This window comes from Bradyrhizobium sp. B097, from assembly GCF_038957035.1.
Lineage (GTDB): Bacteria > Pseudomonadota > Alphaproteobacteria > Rhizobiales > Xanthobacteraceae > Bradyrhizobium.
Genome location: NZ_CP152412.1, coordinates 7018069 through 7040223, shown reverse-complemented (window position 1 = coordinate 7040223; position 22155 = coordinate 7018069). Strand labels below are relative to the sequence as shown.

General features: G+C 59.1%; 22 protein-coding genes and 3 pseudogenes. 17 read left to right on the top strand and 8 right to left on the bottom strand.

The genetic code is table 11. The annotated features are described in order from the left end of the window. The first annotated feature begins 114 nt into the window (after positions 1 to 114). From AAFG07_RS32400 to AAFG07_RS32370, 7 genes are all read left to right on the top strand, one after another. Positions 115 to 1014 (top strand): glutamine amidotransferase family protein, encoded by a 900-nt coding sequence (locus AAFG07_RS32400; RefSeq protein WP_342723777.1) that lies wholly within the window; start codon positions 115 to 117, stop codon positions 1012 to 1014. Between the two features lie 56 nt (positions 1015 to 1070). Next, entirely contained in the window at positions 1071 to 1757 is a 687-nt protein-coding gene (locus AAFG07_RS32395) for a GXGXG domain-containing protein (RefSeq protein WP_342723776.1), read from the top strand. Between the two features lie 15 nt (positions 1758 to 1772). Next, the gene (locus AAFG07_RS32390) at positions 1773 to 3101 is read left to right on the top strand and encodes a glutamate synthase-related protein (RefSeq protein WP_342723775.1); all 1329 of its coding nucleotides are present in this window, start codon (positions 1773 to 1775) and stop codon (positions 3099 to 3101) included. A 62-nt stretch (positions 3102 to 3163) separates the two neighbouring features. Then, positions 3164 to 4465 (top strand): type III glutamate--ammonia ligase, encoded by a 1302-nt coding sequence (gene glnT / locus AAFG07_RS32385; RefSeq protein WP_342723774.1) that lies wholly within the window; start codon positions 3164 to 3166, stop codon positions 4463 to 4465. A gap of 72 nt (positions 4466 to 4537) precedes the next feature. Continuing rightward, entirely contained in the window at positions 4538 to 5419 is an 882-nt protein-coding gene (gene purU / locus AAFG07_RS32380; protein WP_342723773.1) for a formyltetrahydrofolate deformylase, read from the top strand. A 3-nt stretch (positions 5420 to 5422) separates the two neighbouring features. Then, complete coding sequence (gene folD, locus AAFG07_RS32375; protein ID WP_342723772.1) at positions 5423 to 6322, top strand: bifunctional methylenetetrahydrofolate dehydrogenase/methenyltetrahydrofolate cyclohydrolase FolD; 900 nt, start codon at positions 5423 to 5425, stop codon at positions 6320 to 6322. A 1024-nt stretch (positions 6323 to 7346) separates the two neighbouring features. Beyond that, complete coding sequence (locus tag AAFG07_RS32370) at positions 7347 to 7544, top strand: hypothetical protein (RefSeq protein ID WP_342723771.1); 198 nt, start codon at positions 7347 to 7349, stop codon at positions 7542 to 7544. Positions 7545 to 7713: 169 nt separating this feature from the next. Here the strand turns inward: AAFG07_RS32370 and AAFG07_RS32365 are convergent, their stop codons facing one another. Next, a complete protein-coding gene (locus AAFG07_RS32365; RefSeq protein ID WP_342723770.1) occupies positions 7714 to 8262 on the bottom strand; it encodes a hypothetical protein in 549 nt (182 codons plus the stop codon). Between AAFG07_RS32365 and AAFG07_RS32360 the strand changes: the two genes are divergently transcribed. The 4 genes and pseudogenes from AAFG07_RS32360 to AAFG07_RS32345 all read left to right on the top strand — a co-directional run bounded on the left by AAFG07_RS32360 (position 8249) and on the right by AAFG07_RS32345 (position 11285). After that, complete coding sequence (locus tag AAFG07_RS32360; RefSeq protein WP_342723769.1) at positions 8249 to 8710, top strand: transposase; 462 nt, start codon at positions 8249 to 8251, stop codon at positions 8708 to 8710. The genes AAFG07_RS32365 and AAFG07_RS32360 overlap by 14 nt on opposite strands. Continuing rightward, entirely contained in the window at positions 8707 to 9108 is a 402-nt protein-coding gene (tnpB, locus tag AAFG07_RS32355) for an IS66 family insertion sequence element accessory protein TnpB (RefSeq protein WP_342723768.1), read from the top strand. Before AAFG07_RS32360 ends, tnpB begins: the two co-directional genes overlap by 4 nt. Positions 9109 to 9110: 2 nt before the next feature. Beyond that, a pseudogene (locus AAFG07_RS32350) lies at positions 9111 to 10665 on the top strand (IS66 family transposase). A 44-nt stretch (positions 10666 to 10709) separates the two neighbouring features. Further along, on the top strand, positions 10710 to 11285 hold the full coding sequence (locus AAFG07_RS32345) for a UPF0149 family protein (protein ID WP_342723767.1): 576 nt from the start codon (positions 10710 to 10712) through the stop codon (positions 11283 to 11285). A 759-nt stretch (positions 11286 to 12044) separates the two neighbouring features. Here the strand turns inward: AAFG07_RS32345 and AAFG07_RS32340 are convergent. After that, complete coding sequence (locus AAFG07_RS32340) at positions 12045 to 13019, bottom strand: class I SAM-dependent methyltransferase (RefSeq protein ID WP_342723766.1); 975 nt, start codon at positions 13017 to 13019, stop codon at positions 12045 to 12047. Between the two features lie 691 nt (positions 13020 to 13710). Next, the gene (locus tag AAFG07_RS32335) at positions 13711 to 14091 is read right to left on the bottom strand and encodes a hypothetical protein (protein ID WP_342723765.1); all 381 of its coding nucleotides are present in this window, start codon (positions 14089 to 14091) and stop codon (positions 13711 to 13713) included. A 164-nt stretch (positions 14092 to 14255) separates the two neighbouring features. Between AAFG07_RS32335 and AAFG07_RS32330 the strand changes: the two genes are divergently transcribed. From AAFG07_RS32330 to AAFG07_RS32320, 3 genes and pseudogenes are all read left to right on the top strand, one after another. After that, the gene (locus AAFG07_RS32330) at positions 14256 to 14627 is read left to right on the top strand and encodes an IS5 family transposase (protein ID WP_342723764.1); all 372 of its coding nucleotides are present in this window, start codon (positions 14256 to 14258) and stop codon (positions 14625 to 14627) included. 29 nt (positions 14628 to 14656) lie between these two features. After that, positions 14657 to 14893 (top strand): annotated as a pseudogene (locus AAFG07_RS32325) (transposase); the annotation flags it as partial. Beyond that, positions 14859 to 15014, top strand: a complete 156-nt coding sequence (locus AAFG07_RS32320) for a transposase (RefSeq protein WP_342729305.1) — start codon at positions 14859 to 14861, stop codon at positions 15012 to 15014. The pseudogene AAFG07_RS32325 and the gene AAFG07_RS32320, both read left to right, overlap by 35 nt. Before the next feature lie 366 nt (positions 15015 to 15380). On the opposite strand, the gene AAFG07_RS32315 is transcribed toward AAFG07_RS32320, so the two are convergent. Together AAFG07_RS32315 and AAFG07_RS32310 are read right to left on the bottom strand one after the other, a co-directional pair. Next, complete coding sequence (locus AAFG07_RS32315; RefSeq protein WP_342723763.1) at positions 15381 to 15857, bottom strand: helix-turn-helix transcriptional regulator; 477 nt, start codon at positions 15855 to 15857, stop codon at positions 15381 to 15383. Positions 15858 to 16061: 204 nt separating this feature from the next. Further along, on the bottom strand, positions 16062 to 16286 hold the full coding sequence (locus AAFG07_RS32310; protein ID WP_342723762.1) for a helix-turn-helix transcriptional regulator: 225 nt from the start codon (positions 16284 to 16286) through the stop codon (positions 16062 to 16064). A 789-nt stretch (positions 16287 to 17075) separates the two neighbouring features. Here AAFG07_RS32310 and AAFG07_RS32305 point away from each other — a divergent pair. From AAFG07_RS32305 to AAFG07_RS32295, 3 genes are all read left to right on the top strand, one after another. Then, the gene (locus AAFG07_RS32305; protein ID WP_342723761.1) at positions 17076 to 17363 is read left to right on the top strand and encodes a DUF2285 domain-containing protein; all 288 of its coding nucleotides are present in this window, start codon (positions 17076 to 17078) and stop codon (positions 17361 to 17363) included. 155 nt (positions 17364 to 17518) lie between these two features. Next, entirely contained in the window at positions 17519 to 17836 is a 318-nt protein-coding gene (locus AAFG07_RS32300; protein WP_342723760.1) for a DUF6499 domain-containing protein, read from the top strand. Further along, positions 17772 to 18305 (top strand): DUF2285 domain-containing protein, encoded by a 534-nt coding sequence (locus AAFG07_RS32295; protein WP_342723759.1) that lies wholly within the window; start codon positions 17772 to 17774, stop codon positions 18303 to 18305. The genes AAFG07_RS32300 and AAFG07_RS32295 overlap by 65 nt, the downstream gene beginning before the upstream one ends. 260 nt (positions 18306 to 18565) lie before the next feature. Here AAFG07_RS32295 and AAFG07_RS32290 read toward each other — a convergent pair whose 3' ends face one another. From AAFG07_RS32290 to AAFG07_RS32280, 3 genes and pseudogenes are all read right to left on the bottom strand, one after another. After that, positions 18566 to 19474, bottom strand: coding sequence for a LysR family transcriptional regulator (locus tag AAFG07_RS32290; protein WP_342723758.1), 909 nt, complete (start codon positions 19472 to 19474; stop codon positions 18566 to 18568). A 378-nt stretch (positions 19475 to 19852) separates the two neighbouring features. Continuing rightward, the gene (locus tag AAFG07_RS32285) at positions 19853 to 20668 is read right to left on the bottom strand and encodes an isocitrate lyase/phosphoenolpyruvate mutase family protein (protein WP_342729304.1); all 816 of its coding nucleotides are present in this window, start codon (positions 20666 to 20668) and stop codon (positions 19853 to 19855) included. A gap of 68 nt (positions 20669 to 20736) precedes the next feature. Beyond that, positions 20737 to 21935: pseudogene (locus AAFG07_RS32280) on the bottom strand (pyridoxal phosphate-dependent aminotransferase). Positions 21936 to 22155: the final 220 nt, after the last annotated feature.

Sequence of the window (22155 nt, the reverse complement as noted above, 5' to 3'; positions counted from 1 at the left end):
GCAGCAGGTCACTTTGGGGGAGTTTCTCTATAAGAAAAAAAGGTTCCTGTGGGTTGTTTTCGCGATCTTCCGCTGGTACAGGTCTCGGATGCATCTCATCTGAACGGGGCGGGCATGTGCGGCATCGTTGGGCTCTTCTTGAAAGACAAAACTCTGGAGCTTCGGTTGGGCGACCTGCTCTCAGACATGCTCGTGACGATGACGGATCGCGGGCCAGACTCGGCCGGAATCGCTATCTACGGCAGGGAAGGTGGTAAGACGAAGTTGACGCTGCAGTCACCGGCTCCTGACGTGGACTTCGCTAGCCTTGAAGCGGATCTGCGCGCGGCCGGAATCGATGCGGTCATTTTCGTCAAGAGCAGTCATGCGGTAGTCGAAACGTCGGCGGAAGCCGCCAAGATTCGCCGCTTTCTGCTGACGCACCGTCCTAACGTGCGCATTATGGGGACCGGCGGGAGCGTGGAGATCTTCAAGGAAGTGGGTCTGCCTAAAGATGTAGTAGCTCGCTTCGGTGTCCGGTCGATGAAGGGAACTCACGGGATCGGTCATACGCGAATGGCGACGGAGAGCGCGGTCACTACGCTCGGCGCCCACCCGTTTTCAACTGGGGCGGACCAGTGCCTTGTGCACAATGGCTCCTTGTCGAACCATAATAACGTTCGTCGCCAACTTGTTCGTGAGGGCATGACCTTCGAGACAGACAACGACTCAGAAGTCGCGGCCGCGTATCTGACCGCGGAAATGGCCAAGGGCAAGGATCTGGGGGAGGCTCTGGCCGGTGCGCTCGATGATCTCGATGGCTTCTTTACGTTCGTTGTGGGCACTAAGACCGGCTTCGGCGTCCTGCGTGACCCGATTGCCTGCAAGCCGGCTGTCATGGCCGAGACCGATCAATACGTCGCCTTTGGGACCGAATACCGCGCCCTCGCTGTGCTTCCGGGTATTGAGGCGGCTCGAATCTGGGAGCCGGAGCCGGCCACCGTCTATTTCTGGGACCACGATAAGGCCGCCTGACGAATATTGTCGCAGACCATCTGCTGTTTGCTGCGAAAGCTCCAAGAAGGGAAGTCATGCCCACGTTCGATCTCTCTGTTCAAAGCCTCCGTGAACTCAACGCTGCGCTTCATAGGCTTTCTGCTGGGGCCAATGACACGGCTTTCGAGGTAGTCAATCCGCGGGGCAGTCACTCGATCGCGGTTGGCGTCGACCAGCCGGTGGTGGTCACGGTGCGGGGGCCGGTGGGTTACTATTGCGCCGGCATGAACGATGGTGGTGCTATTACCGTGCGAGGTTCAGCCGGCCCCGGTGTCGCAGAGAACATGATGTCGGGGGTTGTCGTCGTCGAGGGGGACGCCAGTCAGTATGCTGGTGCTACAGGCCGTGGAGGTTTGCTCGTCATCAAGGGCAATGCTGCCTCCCGCTGCGGCATCTCGATGAAGGGCATCGACATCGTTGTGCACGGTAACATCGGTCACATGTCGGCGTTTATGGGGCAATCCGGGCACCTGGTTGTGCTGGGCGATGCGGGCGAAGCCTTGGGGGATTCACTTTACGAAGCGAAAATCTTCGTACGTGGTGCAGTGAAAAGCCTGGGTGCCGACTGTGTCGCGAAAGACATGCGTCCTGAACATCTTACGAAGCTGGCAGCATTGCTCGAATTGGCAGGCGTCAAAGGCGTGAAACCGGAGGAGTTTAAGCGTTACGGCTCAGCGCGCAAACTCTACAATTTCAATATCGACAACGCGGACGCGTACTAAGGCGAGTGAACATCTATGAGCTACCACAATCCCCACACTCCCCCGCGCAAATCAGCGACCTTTGACGACCATACTCTGGCCGAGATCCGCCGCGCTGCTGCTACCGGTATCTACGACATTCGCGGTGCCGGTACCAAGCGCAAGGTGCCGCATTTTGACGACCTCTTGTTTCTGGGCGCATCTATCTCGCGCTATCCGCTCGAGGGCTATCGCGAGAGGTGTGACACGTCAGTCGTGCTTGGCTCTCGTTTTGCGAAAAAACCTATTGAGCTCAAGATTCCAATTACAATCGCTGGCATGAGCTTTGGTGCCCTATCCGCTCACGCGAAGGAGGCGCTCGGTCGCGGCGCCACAGCCGCCGGGACGTCTACTACTACTGGCGATGGAGGCATGACTGAGGAAGAGCGGGGCCATTCCCAAACGCTCGTCTACCAGTATCTCCCGTCGCGTTACGGTATGAATCCGAAGCACTTGCGTCGCGCGGATGCCATCGAGATTGTCGTCGGTCAGGGAGCGAAACCTGGCGGCGGAGGCATGCTGCTCGGTCAGAAGATTTCCGATCGCGTCGCTGCCATGCGCAATCTGCCCAAAGGGATCGACCAGCGCTCTGCCTGTCGTCACCCTGATTGGACTGGACCGGACGATCTCGAAATCAAGATCCTGGAGCTGCGCGAGATCACCGATTGGGAAAAGCCCATTTATGTGAAGGTCGGCGGGGCCCGTCCCTACTACGACACGGCGCTGGCGGTTAAGGCAGGTGCGGATGTTGTGGTGTTGGACGGTATGCAAGGTGGGACTGCTGCGACGCAGGACGTCTTCATCGAGCACGTGGGTATGCCAACGCTCGCGTGCATCCGCCCCGCCATCCAAGCTTTGCAGGACCTTGGCCAGCATCGCAAGGTGCAACTGATCATCTCGGGCGGCATTCGTTCGGGCGCAGATGTTGCGAAGGTGCTTGCGCTTGGTGTCGACGCAGTTGCTATTGGTACGGCCGCTCTCGTTGCGCTTGGAGACAATGATCCCCGCTGGGAGGACGAATACCGGAAGCTAGGTACGACCGCGGGAGCCTATGACGATTGGCATGAAGGTAAGGATCCAGCCGGAATCACCACGCAAGATCCGGAATTGATGCAGCGGCTCGATCCAGTCGCTGCGGGCCGCCGCCTTGCCAACTATCTAAAGGTCATGACGCTCGAAGCGCAGACGATCGCACGGGCGTGCGGAAAGAACCATCTGCACAATCTGGAGCCCGAGGATCTGTGTGCGCTGACGTTAGAGGCAGCGGCCATGGCCCGTGTACCATTGGCTGGGACCAGCTGGTTTCCTGGCAAGGGAGACTTCTGAGAGATTCTGCTGAGAGACGGAAAGACCGGGGAACGACCAATTAAACGACACACGGGGAAAAGATGGATCTTTCAGCCTACGCCCAGGAGCATGGCGTCAAGTATTTTATGATCAGCTACACCGACCTGTTTGGCGGACAACGGGCGAAGCTGGTCCCAGCTCAGGCAATTGCCCAAATGCAGAGCGAGGGAGCTGGCTTTGCTGGATTCGCAACGTGGCTTGATTTGACGCCTGCGCACCCAGATCTGTTCGCTATGCCTGATGCATCCTCGGTCATTCGACTGCCGTGGAGGAAGGATGTGGCGTGGGTCGCGGCAGACTGCACCATGGATGACAAGCCGGTCCAGCAGGCCCCCCGCGTTGTACTTAAAAATCTCATCGAGGATGCCGCTTCCGAAGGATTGCGAATCAAGACGGGTGTGGAGCCTGAATTCTTTTTGATTTCGCCTGATGGCTCTAAAATCTCTGACGAGTATGATATAGCCGAAAAGCCCTGCTACGATCAGCAAGCAGTCATGCGGCGCTATGACGTGATTGCCGAGATTTGTAACTGCATGCTTGAGCTCGGCTGGAAACCTTATCAGAACGATCATGAGGACGCGAACGGTCAATTCGAAATGAACTGGGAATATGATGACGCGCTGAAAACAGCCGACAAGCATTCCTTCTTCAAGTTCATGGTGAAATCGATAGCTGAGAAGAACGCGTTGCGCGCGACTTTCATGCCAAAGCCATTCAAGGGACTAACCGGAAATGGCTGCCACGTTCACATCTCGGTCTGGGACGTTGAAGGAAGGAACAACGCATTCACTGACAAGTTGATGCCCTTCGGCTTATCGGAGAAGGGGCGCAATTTCCTTGGCGGCATCATGAAGCATGCCTCGGCATTGACGGCCATCACTAATCCGACCGTGAACTCCTACAAGCGCATAAACGCGCCGCGCACAATTTCCGGGGCGACTTGGGCTCCCAACGCTGTCACCTGGACAGGTAACAATCGGACGCACATGGTGCGCGTGCCTGGCCCCGGTCGCTTCGAGCTCCGTTTGCCCGACGGAGCAGCGAATCCGTACTTGCTCCAGGCCATTATTATTGCCGCAGGATTGTCGGGTATCCGCTGCAAGGCGGATCCGGGCCGTCACTATGATATTGACATGTACAAGGACGGTCATACCGTGACCGATGCGCCGAAGCTGCCGCTAAATCTGCTGGACGCACTGCGTGAGTACGAGAAGGATGCCGCGCTACATGTTGCGCTCGGCACCGACTTCTCTTCAGCGTATCTGAAGCTCAAGCATTGCGAGTGGAACACTTACTGCGCCCAATTTACGGCTTGGGAACACCAGAACACCCTGGATATCTGATCTATCTCCAGCGAGCATCCGCAAGCTTGATCCCGACGTTCAGGGCTTGCCGACGCATGAAAGATCTACGTCATGCAGTTTGTCTTGACCGTCTCCTGTAAGACTAGGCGCGGAATCGTTGCCGCTGTTGCGGGTTATCTTGCCGGCAAAGGCTGCAACATTATCGACTCGTCGCAATTTGATGACTGCGATGCGGGCCAATTCTTCATGCGTGTGTCCTTCGTCTCGGAAGAAGGCGCGGCACTTTCTCAGGTTGTCGAGGGCTTCTCGCCGATAGGTGCAGAGTTTTCTATGGAGTACCACTTCTACGATGTGACCAAGCGCATGAAAGTGCTGCTAATGGTTTCGCGGTTCGGTCATTGCCTCAACGATCTGCTCTATCGCTGGAGAATCGGCGCTCTACCGATCGAGATCGTGGGTGTCGTCTCCAACCACCTAGATTACCAGAAGCTCGTTGTCAATCATGACATTCCGTTCCACTACATCAGAGTGATGAAAGAGAACAAGCCGACGGCAGAGGCCCAGCTCGTTGAGCTAGTTGAGCAGACGGGTGCAGAGCTCATCGTGCTGGCTCGCTATATGCAAGTGCTCTCCGATCACCTTTGCAAAAGGATGGCTGGAAAAATCATCAACATTCACCACTCCTTTTTGCCATCCTTTAAGGGGGCAAGCCCCTACAAGCAGGCATATCAGCGTGGAGTGAAGTTGATTGGTGCTACGGCCCATTATGTAACGGCCGATCTCGATGAGGGGCCGATCATTGAGCAGGATATCGTGCGCATAACGCACGCACATAGCCCAGACGACTATGTTGCGCTCGGACGGGATGTCGAAAGCCAAGTCCTGGCACGCGCCATTCACGCGCACATTCATCACCGCACCTTTATTGATGGAAGTCGCACAGTGGTCTTTCCGGCGAGCCCAGGAAGCTACGCCTCTAAACGGACGGGCTAATGCATGGCACGTGTTATCGATGGAAAGAGTGCGGCAGCCTCAGTGATTGAGGTGGTCAAGGCCGAAGCCGCAAGGATCGCGTCCGAGACGGGCACGAAGCCGGGCCTTGCAGTCATTATTGTCGGCGACGACCCGGCGAGCCACGCTTACGTTGCCGCGAAAAGCCGTATGGCTAAAGAATGCGGCTTCCATTCAGTGCAGCACACGTTGCCGGCGGAGACGAGCCAGGAGATGCTCAACGGACTGGTCGGCGCCCACAATGCCGATCCATCGATCCATGGCATTCTGGTGCAGCTGCCCCTGCCCAAGCACTTGGACAGTGACGTGGTCATTCAGTCCATCCGGCCGGACAAGGACGTCGACGGGCTACATGTCACCAATGCCGGCAAGTTGGCGGTCGGCGATCTGGATACAGGACTGATTTCGTGCACCCCTGCGGGAGCAATGCTCTTGGTACGCAGCGTACATGGGGACGATTTATCTGGGTTGAACGCCATTGTGATTGGAAGGTCAAACTTGGTTGGGAAGCCAATGGGGCAACTGCTTCTCAACGCGAACGCTACCGTCATCATGGCGCATTCTCGTACGAAGCAACTCGCCGCCTTGACGAGGACGGCCGACATAGTGGTGGCTGCAATAGGCCGGGCCGAAATGGTCAATGCGGGATGGATTAGGCCCGGCGCGACGGTGATTGACGTTGGTATCAATCGTCTGCCTGCTCCAGAGAAGGGGGACGGCAAGAGCAAGCTTGTGGGCGATGTCGCATTCTCTGAAGCGGCGCGCATCGCTGGGACTATTACTCCGGTTCCGGGAGGAGTTGGGCCAATGACCATAGCTATGCTGATGGTCAACACAGTAATCGCTGCTGCACGGGCAACTGGCTTGCGTCCGTTAGACTTTTAATACCTCAGCGCGCGAGATCATCGTCCGCATCGTCGGTTCCAGTCCTTCATTATAGGATACAGGACGTCGTCAATCTATCCATTCCGAAACATAACGGCGAAGCGTTTCCCGCAACCGCAGCCTGAATAATCCAGATGATGGCACGAGAACAAGGGAGAGGGCCGTAGCGGCGGCCGTGACCTTTGGGATGTGTTGGACCGCCCCGTCATTAGCCGCAAGCTTGCCGTTAGCCCCTCGGCCACTCCAATGTATGTGCATAGGCGTGGGCGGCCGTGACGTGCGTTCACCGCCTGCAGCAAGCCAGCATTCGAATCCTGACGGAAGATCACGTCCTGTTCGAGACCGTTGAGTGCCCGCCAGGCCTTGATGCGCAGCTCCAGCGCGCGTCGGATGTTGGGGGCGAGGTCGGGATGCTGTCGGCGCAGTTCGTGAGCCGGCCGCACTTGTCTTGCCACCGCCCTCATGAACCCGGCCAATTTACGTAGGCTCCTTGTGCGGGAACCGGGAGGTCTTTGGATCGACCATATCCTACTTGGTCTGATAGTCGGTGGCGGGAAGGTGAGCAGCCGTAACCGCTGATGCACGATCCAGAGAGGTCTTACTCCGGTATGGTATGAAGCTGACGAACAAAGCCGCGCGATCGTCTGCGGAGTTGTTGGAACCAAGGCCGGGGACCAAGGGGAACACGGACCAGCAAACCAAGTGCCGGACACAGAGCCGGGTTCGCGTGACCCAGGCGTTGGACCGCGTGCGGAAAGTCGCAAGGCAAAGGAAGAAGGAGCAGTTCACCGCGCTCTTCCACCACGCCAACGTCGATATGCTCCGGACGGAGTTCTACGCGCTCAAGCGAAAAGCCGCCCCAGGCGTGGATGGTATGACGTGGCGGGATTACGAGTCGGACCTCGAACTCAGGCTTGAGGATCTGCATAGACGAGTCCATCGGGGAGCCTATCGGCCGCAACCGTCTTGCCAGACCTACATCGCGAGGGCAGATGGAAAGCCGTGACCGCTGGCGATCGCCGCCTTGGAAGACAGGATCGTCCAGGGCGCAACCGTCCTGGTGCTCAACGCAAACTTCGCCGGATTCTCTTACGGATTCCGGCCCAGACGAGGACCGAATGATGCGTTGGACGCTCTTTCGACGGCGATTAAACTGCGCAAAGTGAACTGGATTCTGGACGCTGACATCGCGGTCGGTCAAGATTGGCTGGTCGCGTCGTGAAACACAGGATCGGCGATGAGCGCATCGTCCGCCTCTCGACGGCGCAATCGTTGCCGACGACACGGGTCAGTTCGCGCAACAATCCGAACGACGGCTGCCCGCCAAGCGGTCTCAACCGGTGCGTCTCGTCACGCACGAAGCGGAGGATCAGAGCCTCGCCGGTCGTACCCTAGATACGAACGTTCGCCAGCTCACGCTCCCACTTGGCGAAATCCGCCTCGAATGCCTCCCAGCTTTCGAAGGAATGCCCCGCGATTGCGTTCTTCTTCACGTAGCCGACGCCATTCTCTGTCTTGCCCTTCGTGCGCGCCCGATACAGCGCGCAGGCGCGAGGACGGAAGCCCCAATGTTTGGCAAACGCGATGAGCTTGCCGTTAAGCTCCACCGACCGGCTCACCGCGTCATGGCGCGCCACGAGGGCGCGTGGATTGTCCATCAGCACTTCCTCCGGCGCGCCGCCGAAGGTCGTGAATGCGCTCTCGATCCCGGCGAACCGGTGCTCTTGCTTCTCGGCCCGTGACGCATGGACATGCAGCCCTCGCGAATGCCCCAGCATCGCCATGAACACGAATGCTTTGACCTTGCCCCGGCCGATCTCGACCAAACGCTCGCCGAAGTCGTAACCGGCATGAGGCCTCCACCTCGTCATGGCGCGGTTCGCTTGGGATACAGCCTGGGATGAGCTGATGGGTGGAGGTAAAGCGATGGCAAATGCCATGCTTGATGCCAGGCAGGAAGGTGACTCTTATCGCCGCGTTGAGGTGATCAATGGGGAGCGGCGTCGGCGACGGTGGACGAGCGAGAAGAAGGCCCGGATCGCGGCGGAGAGCTTTGAGGAGGGGACGAACATCTCCGAGGTGGCGCGGCGCAACCGTGTCTCCCGCGGACTGCTCACGGTGTGGCGACGCCAGGTAGCGGCGGCGGTGGCCGGCAAAGCCCAGAACTTCGTGCCTATCCAAATTGGCGCCGAGAGCGATGGCGGGAGGGCTGGCGGTTCCGAGTGTATTTCGCCGGTACAGATGAAGCCCTTGGAGATTGCCGCACCGCCGGCCAAGGTCTGTGGAGTGGTCGAGATCGAGGTGAACAGGGCGCGCATCCGCGTCGAGCCGGGCGTGGAGCTGGCGACGCTTTCGGTGGTGCTATCGGCGCTTCGAGGGATCCGGTGATTGCGCTACGGTCAGACCTCAAGGTGGTGCTGGCGGCCCAGCCGGTCGACTTTCGTAAGTCGGTGCAAACGCTGTCGGCGCTGGTGAGCGAAGCACTGCGCGCGAACCCATATTGCGGCGACGTCTTCGTGTTCCGCAGCAAGCGCATGGACAGAGTGAAGCTTCTGGCGTGGGACGGCAGCGGCATGGTGTTGCTAACGAAGTGGTTGCACCGGGGGCGTTTCACCTGGCCACCGATCCGCGGCGGCGTTGTGCATCTCAGTGCGACGCAGCTTGCGATGCTACTCGATGGCCTTGAGTGGACGCGTGTGTCGCCCAAGCCTGTGAGGCAGCCGGCCATTGTCGGCAGAGAAGTGAGGATTTCGCTGGAGCATGGGTCGCACGGATGTATCGTCTGATCATGGCGATTCGCCGCGACGCTCTTCCGGCCGATCCAGCAGCTCTGACCGAGATGGTGCTCGCGCTTGACGCTGAGAATGAGAAGCTGCGCGTAGCAATGCAGACGTTCAAGGACATGATCTTCGGGAAGCGCTCGGAGCGGCTTGCCGCGCTCGTGGCCGAGCAGCTCGCACTTGAGCTTGGCGACCTTGAGACCGGCGTCACGCCGCCTGCAGCTGCCAACGACGATGCAGCCGCGGCAAAGCCGCCCGGCAAGCCACTGCGGAAGAAGGCGCGCCGCAACATCGGCGCGCTGCCCAAGCACCTGCCGCGCTGCGAGCAGGTTCTGGAGCCGGAAGCGACCGCATGCCCGTGTTGTCAGGTCCAGCTTCACAAGATCGGCGAGGACGTCAGCGAGGTGCCGGGCATCATCCCGGCGATCCTGCGGGTGTTGCGGACGGTCCGTCCCAAGTACGGCTGCCGCCGCTGCACCGATGGTGTGATCCAGGCGAAGGTGCTGCCTCGCCTAATCGAGAGCGGCATGGCCTCGACGGCACTCGTGAGCCACGTGGTAGTCTCGAAGTTCGCCTAGTATCTGCCGCTTTACCGACAGGCGCAAATTCTGGCCGGCCAGGGTGTCCATCTCGACCGGGCGAGGCTGGGTGAAGCGAGCGGCCTGGTGGCTCAGGAGCCTCTATGAGCTCCCGCTGCGCACGATCCGGGCTGCTCCGGGCCTGTTCTGCGACGAGACGCCGATGCCGGTGCTCGATCCCGGACGACATCGCCCGCGCATCTGCCAGTTCTGGGCGCATGCGATGGATGGCCGGCCATGGGGCGGCCCCTCGCCGCCGGCAGTGGCCTACGTGTTCGCCGACGACCGCGGCACGGCGGAGATCGCCAGACAGTTGACGGGCTTTTCCGGCATTCTACAGGTCGACGGTTATGCGGCCTACAAAGCGCTCGCCCGCGATCATGGCGACGCGATCCAGCTCGCCTTTTATCTCGCCCACGCCCGACGCAAATTCGTCGAGGTGTATAAGACGACCCAGTCGCCGTTCGCTCGCGAAGTGATCGAGCGCCTGCAGGCGGTCTATGCCATCGAAGCAGAGATCCGCGGCAGCAGTGCCGAGCAGCGGCTGGCCACCCGCCGCACCAGGTCTGCTCCCTTGATGGAGGCGCTCAGGACGCGCCTGACCACAATGGTCGGCCAGTTCTTCTCCCAATCGAAGCTGGCGGAGGCCATCAACTACGCACTCAATCACTGGGACGGGTTGACGCTGTTTCTCCGCGACGGCCGTGTCGAGGTTGACAGCAACACAGTCGAGCGTTCCATGCGCCCGATTGCGATGGGAAGACGCAACTCATTGTTCAGCGGCTGCAAAGGCGGCGCCGAGAGCTGGGCGATCCTGGCGTCGCTCGTGAACACGGCAAAACTCCATGAGCTCGACCCGCAGGCCTACCTGGCCGATGTGCTGGAGCGCATCGTGTCCGGGCGAACCAAGAGCCATCAGCTGCACGAGCTGCTCGCCTGGAACTGGAAGGCGGCGCGCCGACGCACACCGCAGGCAGCGGCATGAGCCCACGACGCCATAAAGCAGCATCGTCGATGGAGTCGGCCGCGATGCCGCTTGCGGACCTCGAGCGATGGCTCCAGGCTCGCATCGATCGCCATCCTGCCGCCACCAGCATTCCCATGCTCGACGGCTATGCCGCCGCGATCGTAGCCGGACCGGTCTCGATGAGCCCGCTCGATTGGATCTGCCCGCTGCTCGCGATCGATGCAGACGCGTTCAACCATGGCGGCACGCCGGAGTTCGCCGCGATCTCCGCCGTCGCGCTGCGCCACAACGACATCAGCAACACCCTCTCGACGGCCCCCGATCGGTTCGAGCCGATACACCTGCGCAACCCCAATGGCGACGTCGATCCGCGTCCCTGGTGCCAGGGTTTCCATGCCGCGATGCGGCTCAAGCTGTCGGCGTGGGCGCCGATGCTGGATACCAGCAATGTCAATCACGGCTTGCTTCTGCCCATTCTGTTGCACTGTAGCGACGATCAGGGGCAGCCGGTGCTCGGATCCCCCCGAAGTGGCCGCGAGACCGCCGACTTTCTGCGTAACGCCTACGCCGATATTCCAGCGGTCGTCGAGGCCATGCGCCAATATTGGATGCCGATCCGCTACCTACGCGCTCGCTGATCTCCGCAGACGTGGGAGCTCATGCCGGTTACCCGAAGTCGATCTGCAGCTGTCGGCCAGGCGACGTCTCGAACCGCGTCGTCGCCAGCGCCTCGGCCTTCAGCGCCTGGCGGCGCGTTGCAGCGTTCGCCGGCTGACTGCCACGCCTTTCTCGGCCAACAGGTCCTGGCGCACCACATCCGCAACCTCTCGCGCAGCCAGCCTTCAAGGCCATCGAGCCGCTTCGGGCGCTCAGGCGACTTGAACGGCTTCACCCCGCCCGCCGCCACGTAGTCCTTCACCGTGTGATGGCTGCAGCCCAGCTCGCGCGCAATCCGCTTCAGACCCCACCCGCACGCCTTCAGGCGCAACATCTCCACCACGTCATCCGGCGTCTTCATCACCTGCCCCCGTGGATCACTCCACGATGAGCCTTCCGTGATTTCGTTCCTCTTTCATTCGCTCTCTCCTCGGCTATCCAGGGAGGGGCAATTCCTCGTAACGCCGAGGGGCCAGTTTTCCATGGCGCGCGACATCCGTCATTCCTGGCCCGACAGACGCTTTCGTCAAGCAGCCAAGTAAGGAGCCGGATGCCTTAGTTGGGCGAGTCCGGATCTGTGCGAGGCGACCAGCAATGGTCGTCCCTACCGCAATACCCGACCTATCACGCACGGATTTCTGACCTTTACGATCCGGCTTGTGGCGTCGCTGGGGCCGCTTTACCTTGCGTTGCGAGGGATCGATTTCGCGGTGCTACGGTCGCCGTTAGCGTCCGGCGGCTCAGCGCCGCCCGAGGGTAAACACCATATATGAGAGCCGGGCGAAGGGGGCGCGCGCAAGCTCGAAGGCGGCGAAGCTCGCCCGCAACAGCGGATACAGCGGATGATAGAACGCCGGACGTTGCGCCGAGATTTCTATGAGGCCCAATCGGCGCATGGCGTCGAGCACTGAAATGCTCCAGTACGGTGCGCCGTGCGTATATGAGAACGATACGACGCCAAGACCACCTTGTTCCGCCAAGTCCGTAAAGCTCTGGCGGTTGAACAGTACGAAATGACGCGGGGTGTGATAGCCAGCCCACGAACAATGCCGGAACAGCCGCGCATCAAGCGCGTCGAAGTTTGGCGTGTTGATCAGCACGCGGCCGTGAGCGGTGAGGAGCCCTTCGATACGGCGCAACACGAGCGCGGGGTCGCGTACATGCTCGATCAAACCGAGCGCCAGGACCAGATCAAAGCGTCGATCGGTCTCGAACTGCTCGATACGGCCGAGATGATAGGCATGTCCGCGCACGACCGCCTGTGCTTGTGCGCCCTCGTCCAGATCGACACATTGCGTGAAGCTCACCCGCGGTGAACAGGACTTGATCTGGTCGAGCATCCAACCGCTGCCGCCGCCGATATCTAGGACGCTAAGCCGATCGCCAGGGATGGAGGCGAGCAGTTTCAATAGAGGCCGGTCGAGCGATCGCTTGAGACGTGGTACGATGCTCTTTTTGGCCGGAGCGTAGGAATAATAATTCTTCGGATAGATCTCTCCGAGACGATCCCACAGCATCGGAACGATGAACAGGACACCGCACCTCTGGCATTTGTGGAAAGAGTAGGTGCGGTCGGACGTATAGTACTCGATGTCGTGGGCATCCGCGTACCAGCTTGTGTCGGTGCAGCCTTTGATCGGGCATGCGGGTGGCGAGCTGTCCTTCGTTACCAGCGCCCCCGACCGGTCGTCGTCGATCTTAGCGTTCTTATTCAATGGCACGCCTCCAGCTCAAAGTCTTTAGTGCACGATCCGAAAAAATGTGCAGCGGTTCTCTAAAATGCAAACCCTCGGGCTTGACCGGAGGATCTGCTCACTCATGGAGTTTCTAACTGACCTGAGCACCGTTATCTCCTCCAAGAACTGGTAGAGTCCATCACTCGGTTTTTGCAGGCGCGAGCGAACTCTGTACCACCTAGAACTAAGTGTTTAATCCCAAGCTTTGATGGTGCATTCTTATCGCACGATTAGGGATGCGCTGGGGACAAGTTCTACACGGGTGCGCCATGACTAGACCGCCGTAACGAAAACTAGCTGTGCGCTCGCCTTAAGTCGGCGGGAAACCGCTTCTTATTGAGTGACCAAGCCTGGCTTTCTTATGAAAGCGTGTCGGGCAGTCGCCGTTTGCCAGGTGCGCTAGATATCGGCACAAGTAATGCCCGCGGTCATTTCCGGCAGTGCTGCCTCGATGCCTTCGCCAACCGCGCTGGACAGCCGGATATAGCACTGCGACGGCGAGCCAAGAAAGACCGTGCGACCTGTGGGAGCATGGCGGCGCGGGGCGGCAGGCGGGACATTTCCACGTTAACTGGAATGTCCGTTCCGATTGGCCGATCCGTCGGTGTGGTTCGAGGCGCCGAGCACAGCAACGAAGTTCTGCGCGCTCCGCACCTCGCCGGTGAGCCCGTCAACCACCTCCATGGTGTGGCCCGGAATAGTCGACGAAGAGCTTCTCGCCGGCGACATGGACCTGACGGGGCGGCTTCAGGCGGCTGGCCCTTTCCCTGCAGCGTTCGCAGAACCACGAATAGCTGAAACTGTCGGAGTGGGAGTCGCAATACTCCTCCCACAACAGCATCAGCGTGAAGTTCCTCCGCCCGCAGCTCGCGATCCACGAGCGCCCAATCCGGCTGCGGTGCTCGTCGCTAGGCAAATCGGACGGTGGCGGAAACAGGCGGTTCTCGAGCCGGACATCGTCATCGAGCTCCGGCGGCAACGGCCAGGTCAGGCTGCCCCGGCGCGTTCGGTCGAGGTACTTGTTGACCGTGCCTTGGGCCGTAAGCGGCAAAGAGACCCCGTCTAGCGGAGTGGGTGAGCGATCGGCTATCGGCTGTTGAGTTTGTGAACCGATGTGAGCTTCTATGTCTGAGCCTAGGGGCCTGTCCTCAATTGAGGATTCCCAAGCAGAATATCGCGTGATTCATGGGCGGTCAGCTGATTCGCAGCTGACAGGTGCGCCGCTACGCCCTTCGGGACGATCAATGGGACAGGATCAAGGATATTTTGCCCGGACGTGAGGGGCATGTGGGGGTAACGGCCAGGGACAATCGGCTGTTTGTGGAAGCGGTGATCTATCGTTATCGGGCCGGCATCCCCTGGCGGGACTTGCCCGAACGCTTTGGCGACCCGATCAAGATCCATACGCGTTTCTCGCGCTGGGCCAAGAGCGGGGTGTGGAAGATGCTGTTTGAGATGCTGGCGAGCGATGCGGACAATGAGTACGCCATGATCGACAGCACGATCGTGCGGGCGCATCAGCACAGTGCCGGCGCACAAAAAAAGACGGCGCGGACCAGGCGATTGGGCGCAGCAAAGGCGGGCTGAGCACCAAGATTCATGCGCTTGTCGATGCGTTGGGCAATCCGCTGGACTTCATCCTGACGCCGGGCCAAGCCCATGATCTGGAAGGCGCCGACGCGCTGCTGCCGGATATGGCGGCCGAGGTCTTGCTGGCAGACAAGGCCTTCGATGCGGACGAGCGGGTGATCGAGCCGTTGCGGGCACGCGGAAAGTCGTTCGTGATCCCGCCCAAGAGCAACCGCAAGGTCCAACGCGATTTCGACAGAGACCGCCTCCAAGGCACGTCATCTCATCGAGAACTTCTTCTGCAAGCTCAAGGAATACCGCGCCATCGCCACCCGTTACGACAAAACCGCCAGAAATTTCCTCGCCGCAATCCACCTCGCCGCTGCTATCATCTGGCTCAATTGAGGACAGGCTCTAATCGAAAGGGCCGCAAAGCTACGCTTACGCTCGAGCTCGACGATCCTTCCTTCAACCCGCTGACCTACGCATCTGTTCAAGGAGCGAAGGTCACATCCTGCCTGGTTGCTGCCGCACAAGAACGGCGAGTGAGCAAAGAGCCTCGCCTGTCCGGTGGGCGGCTTCATTTTGCGATTATCAGGCCTCGCGAACATGTCGCAGAGACCGAGCCGCTCGAGACATAACAGAAACGGCACGGAAGAAGCATGCCCCGTGGCCTTGTCTATAGTACGCAGTTTCTCAGATGTCTGATCCTTGCTGGCTCGCCGCCTTGATCTTTGCTCCTTTTGCACCTGCTTCAAACCAACTCGATCCCTATGAAATGACGACCCAGCAGTTGCTAGTGTCGCGCCGTCCCGAGCTTCTGTTGCCGATGTCGCCACGCAGATCGTCGGGATCATTCCAACGATCACATCGACGCGCACGTTCGTCCGCCCATCTCGAATCCACGTTAGCGGCGCGAAAGCCCCTAACCGGCCGCCGGAAACCACCTAGACCGGCATTCAAGGGTTGTCGAAGAGATGAGAAGAAATGGATTGAGAGTAAGACGCGTATTGGGATGTGCCTACCTGGCGGTCTCTTTGCGGGCCATTTCAGGCACTCAGCAGACTCAACGTCCAGCTTGTCGGCAATGCGACCTATGATTTTGATGCTGACGAAGTACGCGCCCTTTTCAAGCTTGCTCAAATAGCTCCTGCTGATCTCGGCCTCGAAGGCAAGTTCGTCTTGGGACCATCTCCTCGCATTGCGCAGACGGCGCAAATTAGTGGCGAATGTCTCCCGCAAGTCCATGCGGGAAAGGAGGCCGTTTGGTCAGTATATTGCACCTCGATATACCTTACAAAACGTCGTGTCATGCGCCTTATGAACCGAAACGTCAATCTGCTGCGCATGCGGAGGATCATCTGGGAAATCACCTAGATGAAGCTTTAACGGCTTCTGAAGAGATCAGAAAAAAATGAACTGAGAGTAAGACGTGCATTGAGCTGTGCCTACCTAGCGACTTCTCTTTGCAGGCCGTTTCAGGAACTCAGCAGGCTCAACGTCGAGCTTGTCGGCAAGGCGACCTATGACTTTAATGCTGACGTAATACTCGCCCTTTTCAAGCTGACTCAAATAGCCCCGGCTTATCTTTGCCTCGAAGGCAAGCTCGTCTTGCGACCATCCCCTCGCATTGCGCAAACGGCGCAAATTGGTGGCGAATGTCTCCCGCAAGTCCATGCGGGAAAGAATGCCGCTTGCTCGATATACTGCACCTCGATATACTTAACAAAATGTCGTCTCGCGTCCGTTGTGAACGGAAACTGCGTCAATCTGCTGCGCATGCTTAAGATCAACCGGATCCCGTCACTCAATCCTCACCGATCCTGCTCCGGATAGTTCAGTGCTTACTGCCCGTGACGAGCAGACCTTGTCATCTGCTGGCAACTTCTTGATGCCGAAGCCGCTGACGCCGACTGGAAAGAAGTTGCTCGGATCGTACTGCATGCCAACCCAGATCGCTGGCAGAACGTGCTCGCGAGGCGTTCGTTAGCCAATGGCGGGCGCAAAACGGACAGCCAACTAGGATTACCGTGTTTCTTGGCCGCGCGGCCAAATAGCAAACTTGAGACACTTGGGGTTCGAAATTGAGAACGAAGTTCTTACCAGCCGGCCGGACCGAGCGACAAAGCCATCCGGTAGCGAGCACGCAACGTGTCGCACAAATCGCACACCTCGATTCTGTCTCGTAGGCAAGAAGCGAGCACACACGAGCTGGATGGCAAATCTGCTGATCGTGCTGCGAGCGACATGGACTGCAATCAAATCCAATTGACCAAAATCGGGGCGAGTGGAATGGAAAACGATCGACGGAACCAAGGATGCCAAAGTTTCCGGTGGTGGGCTCCAATCGATTTCGGCGGGATTCCTGCGGACCGCGACAATTGGACGGTACCAAGGTGCCATGAATACGGTTACCTTCGTTTCGATTTGGATAGAGGTTTTTCGGTTTGCTAGGAGTTCCAGGCAGTGTCGGCCGATCCGAAGATCGCAGATGTGGCGCCCAGCGCGCCTGAGCTTACGCCATACGATGAACAGCACGTCGTTACTTACATGCGTCTTCTCGATGCACAGGCGGACAATGCAGATTGGCGCGAAGTCGCGCGCATTGTGCTCGGTGTTGATCCGGCCCTCGAGCCGGATCGCGCGCGCCGTGCTTTCGACACTCATCTGGCTCGCGCCAAATGGATGGCGCGTCACGGCTATCGTCACCTCCTGCGACGCGGTTGGCCGAAGAATGATGATGGATGCACTTGAAGCGGACGTGAATTTCTATCCAGCTCTCATCGCAAAAGTAGATTGTTCCATCGATTGAGCGCATCAACATCGAACAAATGCATTGGTGCAACCAGAAATCGTCACAATCGTGGGGCTGCAATTTCCTTGCGTGAACGTGCGGGGAAGAAAATACGATGGCGGTTGCTGACTGGAGATCAAAGCAAGCATATCCTGCTGCCAAGACGGCAGAAACGGAGGACATAGCCTGGGAATGTCTACGTCGCGACGTTGAGTATGAAAGAGACTATGAGGTCCTGGCCAGCAGCGAACGATCCGGCGCGATGTCGGATGACTTCCGACGGAAGTGGGGGCTTTCGTTTCGCCGCGGATCCGCAAACGCCGTTCGACAAACAAGCCATTTTCTGGGCGCCCGAGGCGCTGTCGACCGTGCTGCCCATCCACCCTGCTATCGGTTTGAGGTCGTCCAAACGGTACGACCTGGATCTCGCTAAGCTAACGGGCAGCGAGCTTCGTCGGGCGCCAGATGGATGGCATGCCGTCGTGCCGCTCGGAGGAGCGAAGCATCGCCTTTGGCTGAGAGAATTGCCATCGAGCCGCTCAGTGATTGCCGTCGATCTGCCGCTCGACCGCGATTTCGACGTTCGTTTGCGAGCGGCACAGCGCTTTTGGCGAGCGCTCGAACAGCGCCCCCTCGGGCCGTCCCCACGTGCTCTGCCGATCCAGACCCGGCATCGGCTCATCCTTGCTCTGCGTGCCGCAGATGGATGGCTGGAAGGAAACAGCTATCGCAAAATCGCGCAAGGCCTGTTCGGCGCGCTTCGCATTCCCGATCGAGGCTGGAAAACAAGCGATCTCCGCAGCCGGATCATTCGTCTGGTCAAGCTGGGGTTACGTCTTATCCGGGGCGGTTATCGCGCATTGCTCCGTCACAAGCGCAAAGACAAGTATGATGTGTCGTAAGCTCTTGGCTGATCGGTTAGTTGCAACCGCGGTCCCGGAAAATGACGCCTCGCAGGTAAGCTAGTGATGTCATCATTGCGCGCGGCTACCTTTGGGCATTACTTCGGTTCGGTTTTCGCGACCGCGGAACGGCTAGACGAATGTAACGGGGCAGGCTGGTTTTGACCATTCGTCTCGCCGCTTGAACGATCAGTTTCGGCCACGTTGAGCTGCGGTGTCTGCGTCTATTCATCTAATTTGTGGTATCGCCTGATGCGATGTTAGGCGGCTTCCGGGATCGCGGCCTTTTTGCAGAGCCGAGCGATCCATCGGCAGAAGGCACGAGCGATTTCGGGGTTGTCACTGCGGTCGACCGCATAGGCTCGATACTGCATGCCACTGGGCGCGCGCGATCCCGGTATCACATGCAGCGCGCCCCCGCGCACGAGATCGGCGACAATGATTTGAGGCGCGACCAGCAGGCATTTTCCCGTTATGGCGGCCGGTAAAGCAAGATAGTTGTGGTCGTATCGCGCCCCCGATTTTATGTCTTTTGCGGTCAGGTTCATCGCCCTCAGCCATGTGGGCAGTATGTCGGGCCGGGATGTGATGTTCAGAATTGGCATTGAACGAACGATTGAGAGCGTTCTTCCCGCCACGTGATGTGGAGAGCCCACGCATACGAGATCCTCATTGTAGATTACCCAATCGTCAGCCGGTTCAATGATGGAAAGATCGCGCGTAATCAAAATATCAAAATTATCGAATGATGTTGGCGGAGACAATGAACTGATCACGTCCACGACCACGCCATCCATCTCGGCAGAGAACGCCTGAAGATTCGGGATCAAAAAGGAGTAGGCGAACGTGGAAAGCGACGTGCGGACCACAATCCGGTTAGCGTCCGATCGGTTTCGGCGTCGCATTCTCTTGGCGGTGAAGCACACCGTATCAAGCGGCTCGGCAACGGTGTTGGCGAAAAGTCTTCCGAATTGTGTCAATTCGCTCCGCCGACCCCGCCGTTCCACGAGGTCTGTACCGAAATAGTCCTGGAGCACAGCCAGGTAACGACTGACCGAACTCTGTGTTATTCCCAATGCGCTGGCTGCACGCGTTACGCTTCCTTCTCGCGCAATGGTCACAAATGCCCGGATCGCATTGAGCGGCACATCATCCTGTTCGGTGGCCATCTTCTGCTCCGGTCGCATTTGAAAATCCACTATTGCCGCCATTTCCACAAATGGATGCTTAATCACATTATTCGATGCGTACAGCCGGATTGCTGCTTATCGATGTTGTTTCGCGTGCAAAGTCGGCTTGATTCGTACGTTTCGTACGGTTGGGCGCGCGACGGCGATTGCCGTCGCCGGCTGTTTTCAGAGGAGCTCTTTGAGCGCCTTGTGAGTTTGGTCGGCGCGATCACTGTTATCTCAGTCGGCGGCACGCGACTTTCTAATGGACACAGCCGTTTATCCCAACAGCCTCAGGATAGCGCCTGAGCTGTGATCTTGAGCGCCCCGTGTCATTTCAACATTTTATTGGTTACGAAAGGCACTAAAAGTAGTGTTTCAGCGAAGGAAGCGAGCTTCGGCTGCTTTGACCTCATCCATCCTTTGAAGTCTGAAGATTTCCTCGACCGGTAGAATGTCCTTGTGGACGTGGTGGACACCGCCGTCGGCAATGATTCGGCGGAAGGTCTCCTGCATGGCAGTGGCAGAAGCGCGAATGCCGTAATTGCCGTAGATCATCATGCGGATGTTGCGCAGCGCCTTGACGCGCTCGGCGTCGAGATCCGGGTAGGCGTTCGGTACAATGACCAAGGGCACCGGCGCGCTCCAGGTGCGCGAAAAGCTTTCGATCTCGCAAGGATCCTTCTTTTTCGAATGGATCAGGATCATGTCCGCGCCGGCCTCTACATAGGCTTGCGCTCGACGCAGAGCCTCCGCCTCGCCAAGTCCTGCGATCAGGGCTTCGGTGCGGGCAATGACGAGGAAATCCGGATCCCGTCTTGTCGCAACGGCGGGCTCGATCTTGCCCTGGAACTCCTCAATGTGAAGGAGCTCCTGGCGCCCGCCGGCAGCAAGGCTCGTCACCTTCGGAAAGGTCTTGTCCTCGATGACGACGGCGCTGGCGCCGGCACGTTCGTATTCGCCGATGGCGTGGATCACGTTGATCGCATTGCCATAGCCCGTATCGATGTCGGCGACAATTGGCAGCCTCGTACATCCAGCGATCGCCCGCAGCATGTCGAGATGCTGTGTCATCGAGATCAGGCTCATGTCCGGAACGCCGTAAAGCGCCGACAGCTCGAAGCCGGAAGCCCACAGGCCATCGAATCCGGCTTTTTCAGCAAGGATCGCGGAAAGTGGGCTATGGGCGGCCATGACGTGGACGAGGCCAGTCTCGGCCATGCGGGCGCGCAGGCGTTTGGCAGGGGACACCGGGAGATCCTTCAGGACAACGTGGCGCAGGCGGCGATGATGCGGTCGCAAGCCCGCGTGAGGTCCGCGAGCGACGAAGCGTAGGAAATACGGATGTACGGCGAGGCCATGAAGCCGCTGCCGGGTACGACGGCCACGGCAAAAGCATCGAGCAAATACATCGCGAAATCGGTGTCGGTTTCGATCACCTTGCGATTCGGTGTGCGCTTGCCGATAACGCCCGCGCAGGAAGGGAAAACGTAGAAGGCGCCGTCCGGCACCCGGCAGCAAAGCCCCTGGGCCTGGTTGAGCTTGGCAACGACAAGATCGCGACGGTGCAGGAAGGCGCTCGCAAATTCATCGATATGCTTCCGTCCGCCGGACAGCGCCTCGATCGCGGCATATTGCGAGATCGAACTGGTGTGTGAAGAGGTCTGGCCCTGGATCAGGTTCATGGACTTGATCAGCGGCAGAGGCCCTGCGCCATAGCCGACGCGCCAGCCGGTCATTGCGTCGGCCTTGGATACACCGTTGACCGTCAGTGTGCGGTCGTAGAGGTCTGGTGCCACCGCAGCCATTGTGGCGAAGTCGACGTTGTAGGTGAGTTTTTCATAGATGTCGTCGGACAGCACGTGGACATGGGCATGGCGGCGCAGCACCGCCGCGAGCCCCAGCAGCTCGCTTCGGCTGTAAAGTGCTCGGTCGGATTGCAGGGCGAGTTCAGCATCAGCCATTTGGTACGAGGCGTGATCGCTGCTTCCAATGCCTCGGGACGCAGCTTGAATTCATGGAATTCATCGCAGGCGATGAGGACCGGCTTGCCACCGGCAAGCGTCACCATATCGGGATATGAAACCCAGCACGGCGTCGGGATCACCACCTCGTCGCCTGCGTCGAGGCTGGCGAAAAGGGCGTTGAAGATGACCTGCTTGGCACCACAACCAACCGTGATCTGGTCGATCCCGTAAGCGAGCTCGTGGTCGCGATCCAGGCTCTTTCGGATCGCCTCGCGCAGCGGCTTGATGCCGGCGACCGGTGTGTATTTCGTCTTCCCGTCGCGGATTGCCTGGATACCGGCGTCGCGGACCGCGGTCGGTGTTTCGAAATCCGGCTCGCCCTGACTGAGCGTGATCACATCGAAACCCCGGTCGCGCAGCTCGGCCGCGCGCGCGGTCATGGCCTTGGTTTCAGAGGGGCGGACAAGCTTGAGCCGTTCTGCAACGAGAGACAAAGGGAGCACCTGAAGTGTGACGCAAAATTGTTGGCGGCTTCTAGTCGCTGGCAAAGTCGCGAACAAACGGACAATCGCGTTTGTTGAATGAAATGATCGCAAGTTGCGATGGTTGCGTCGCGTCGCCGGAGAATTGCGCTTCTCGGAGCTGGGCGTCATCCGGCGGAAAGACGAGCAAGGGGTTCGCTGTTCTGTGTGCTGTGCGGCGCCGACACGTGCG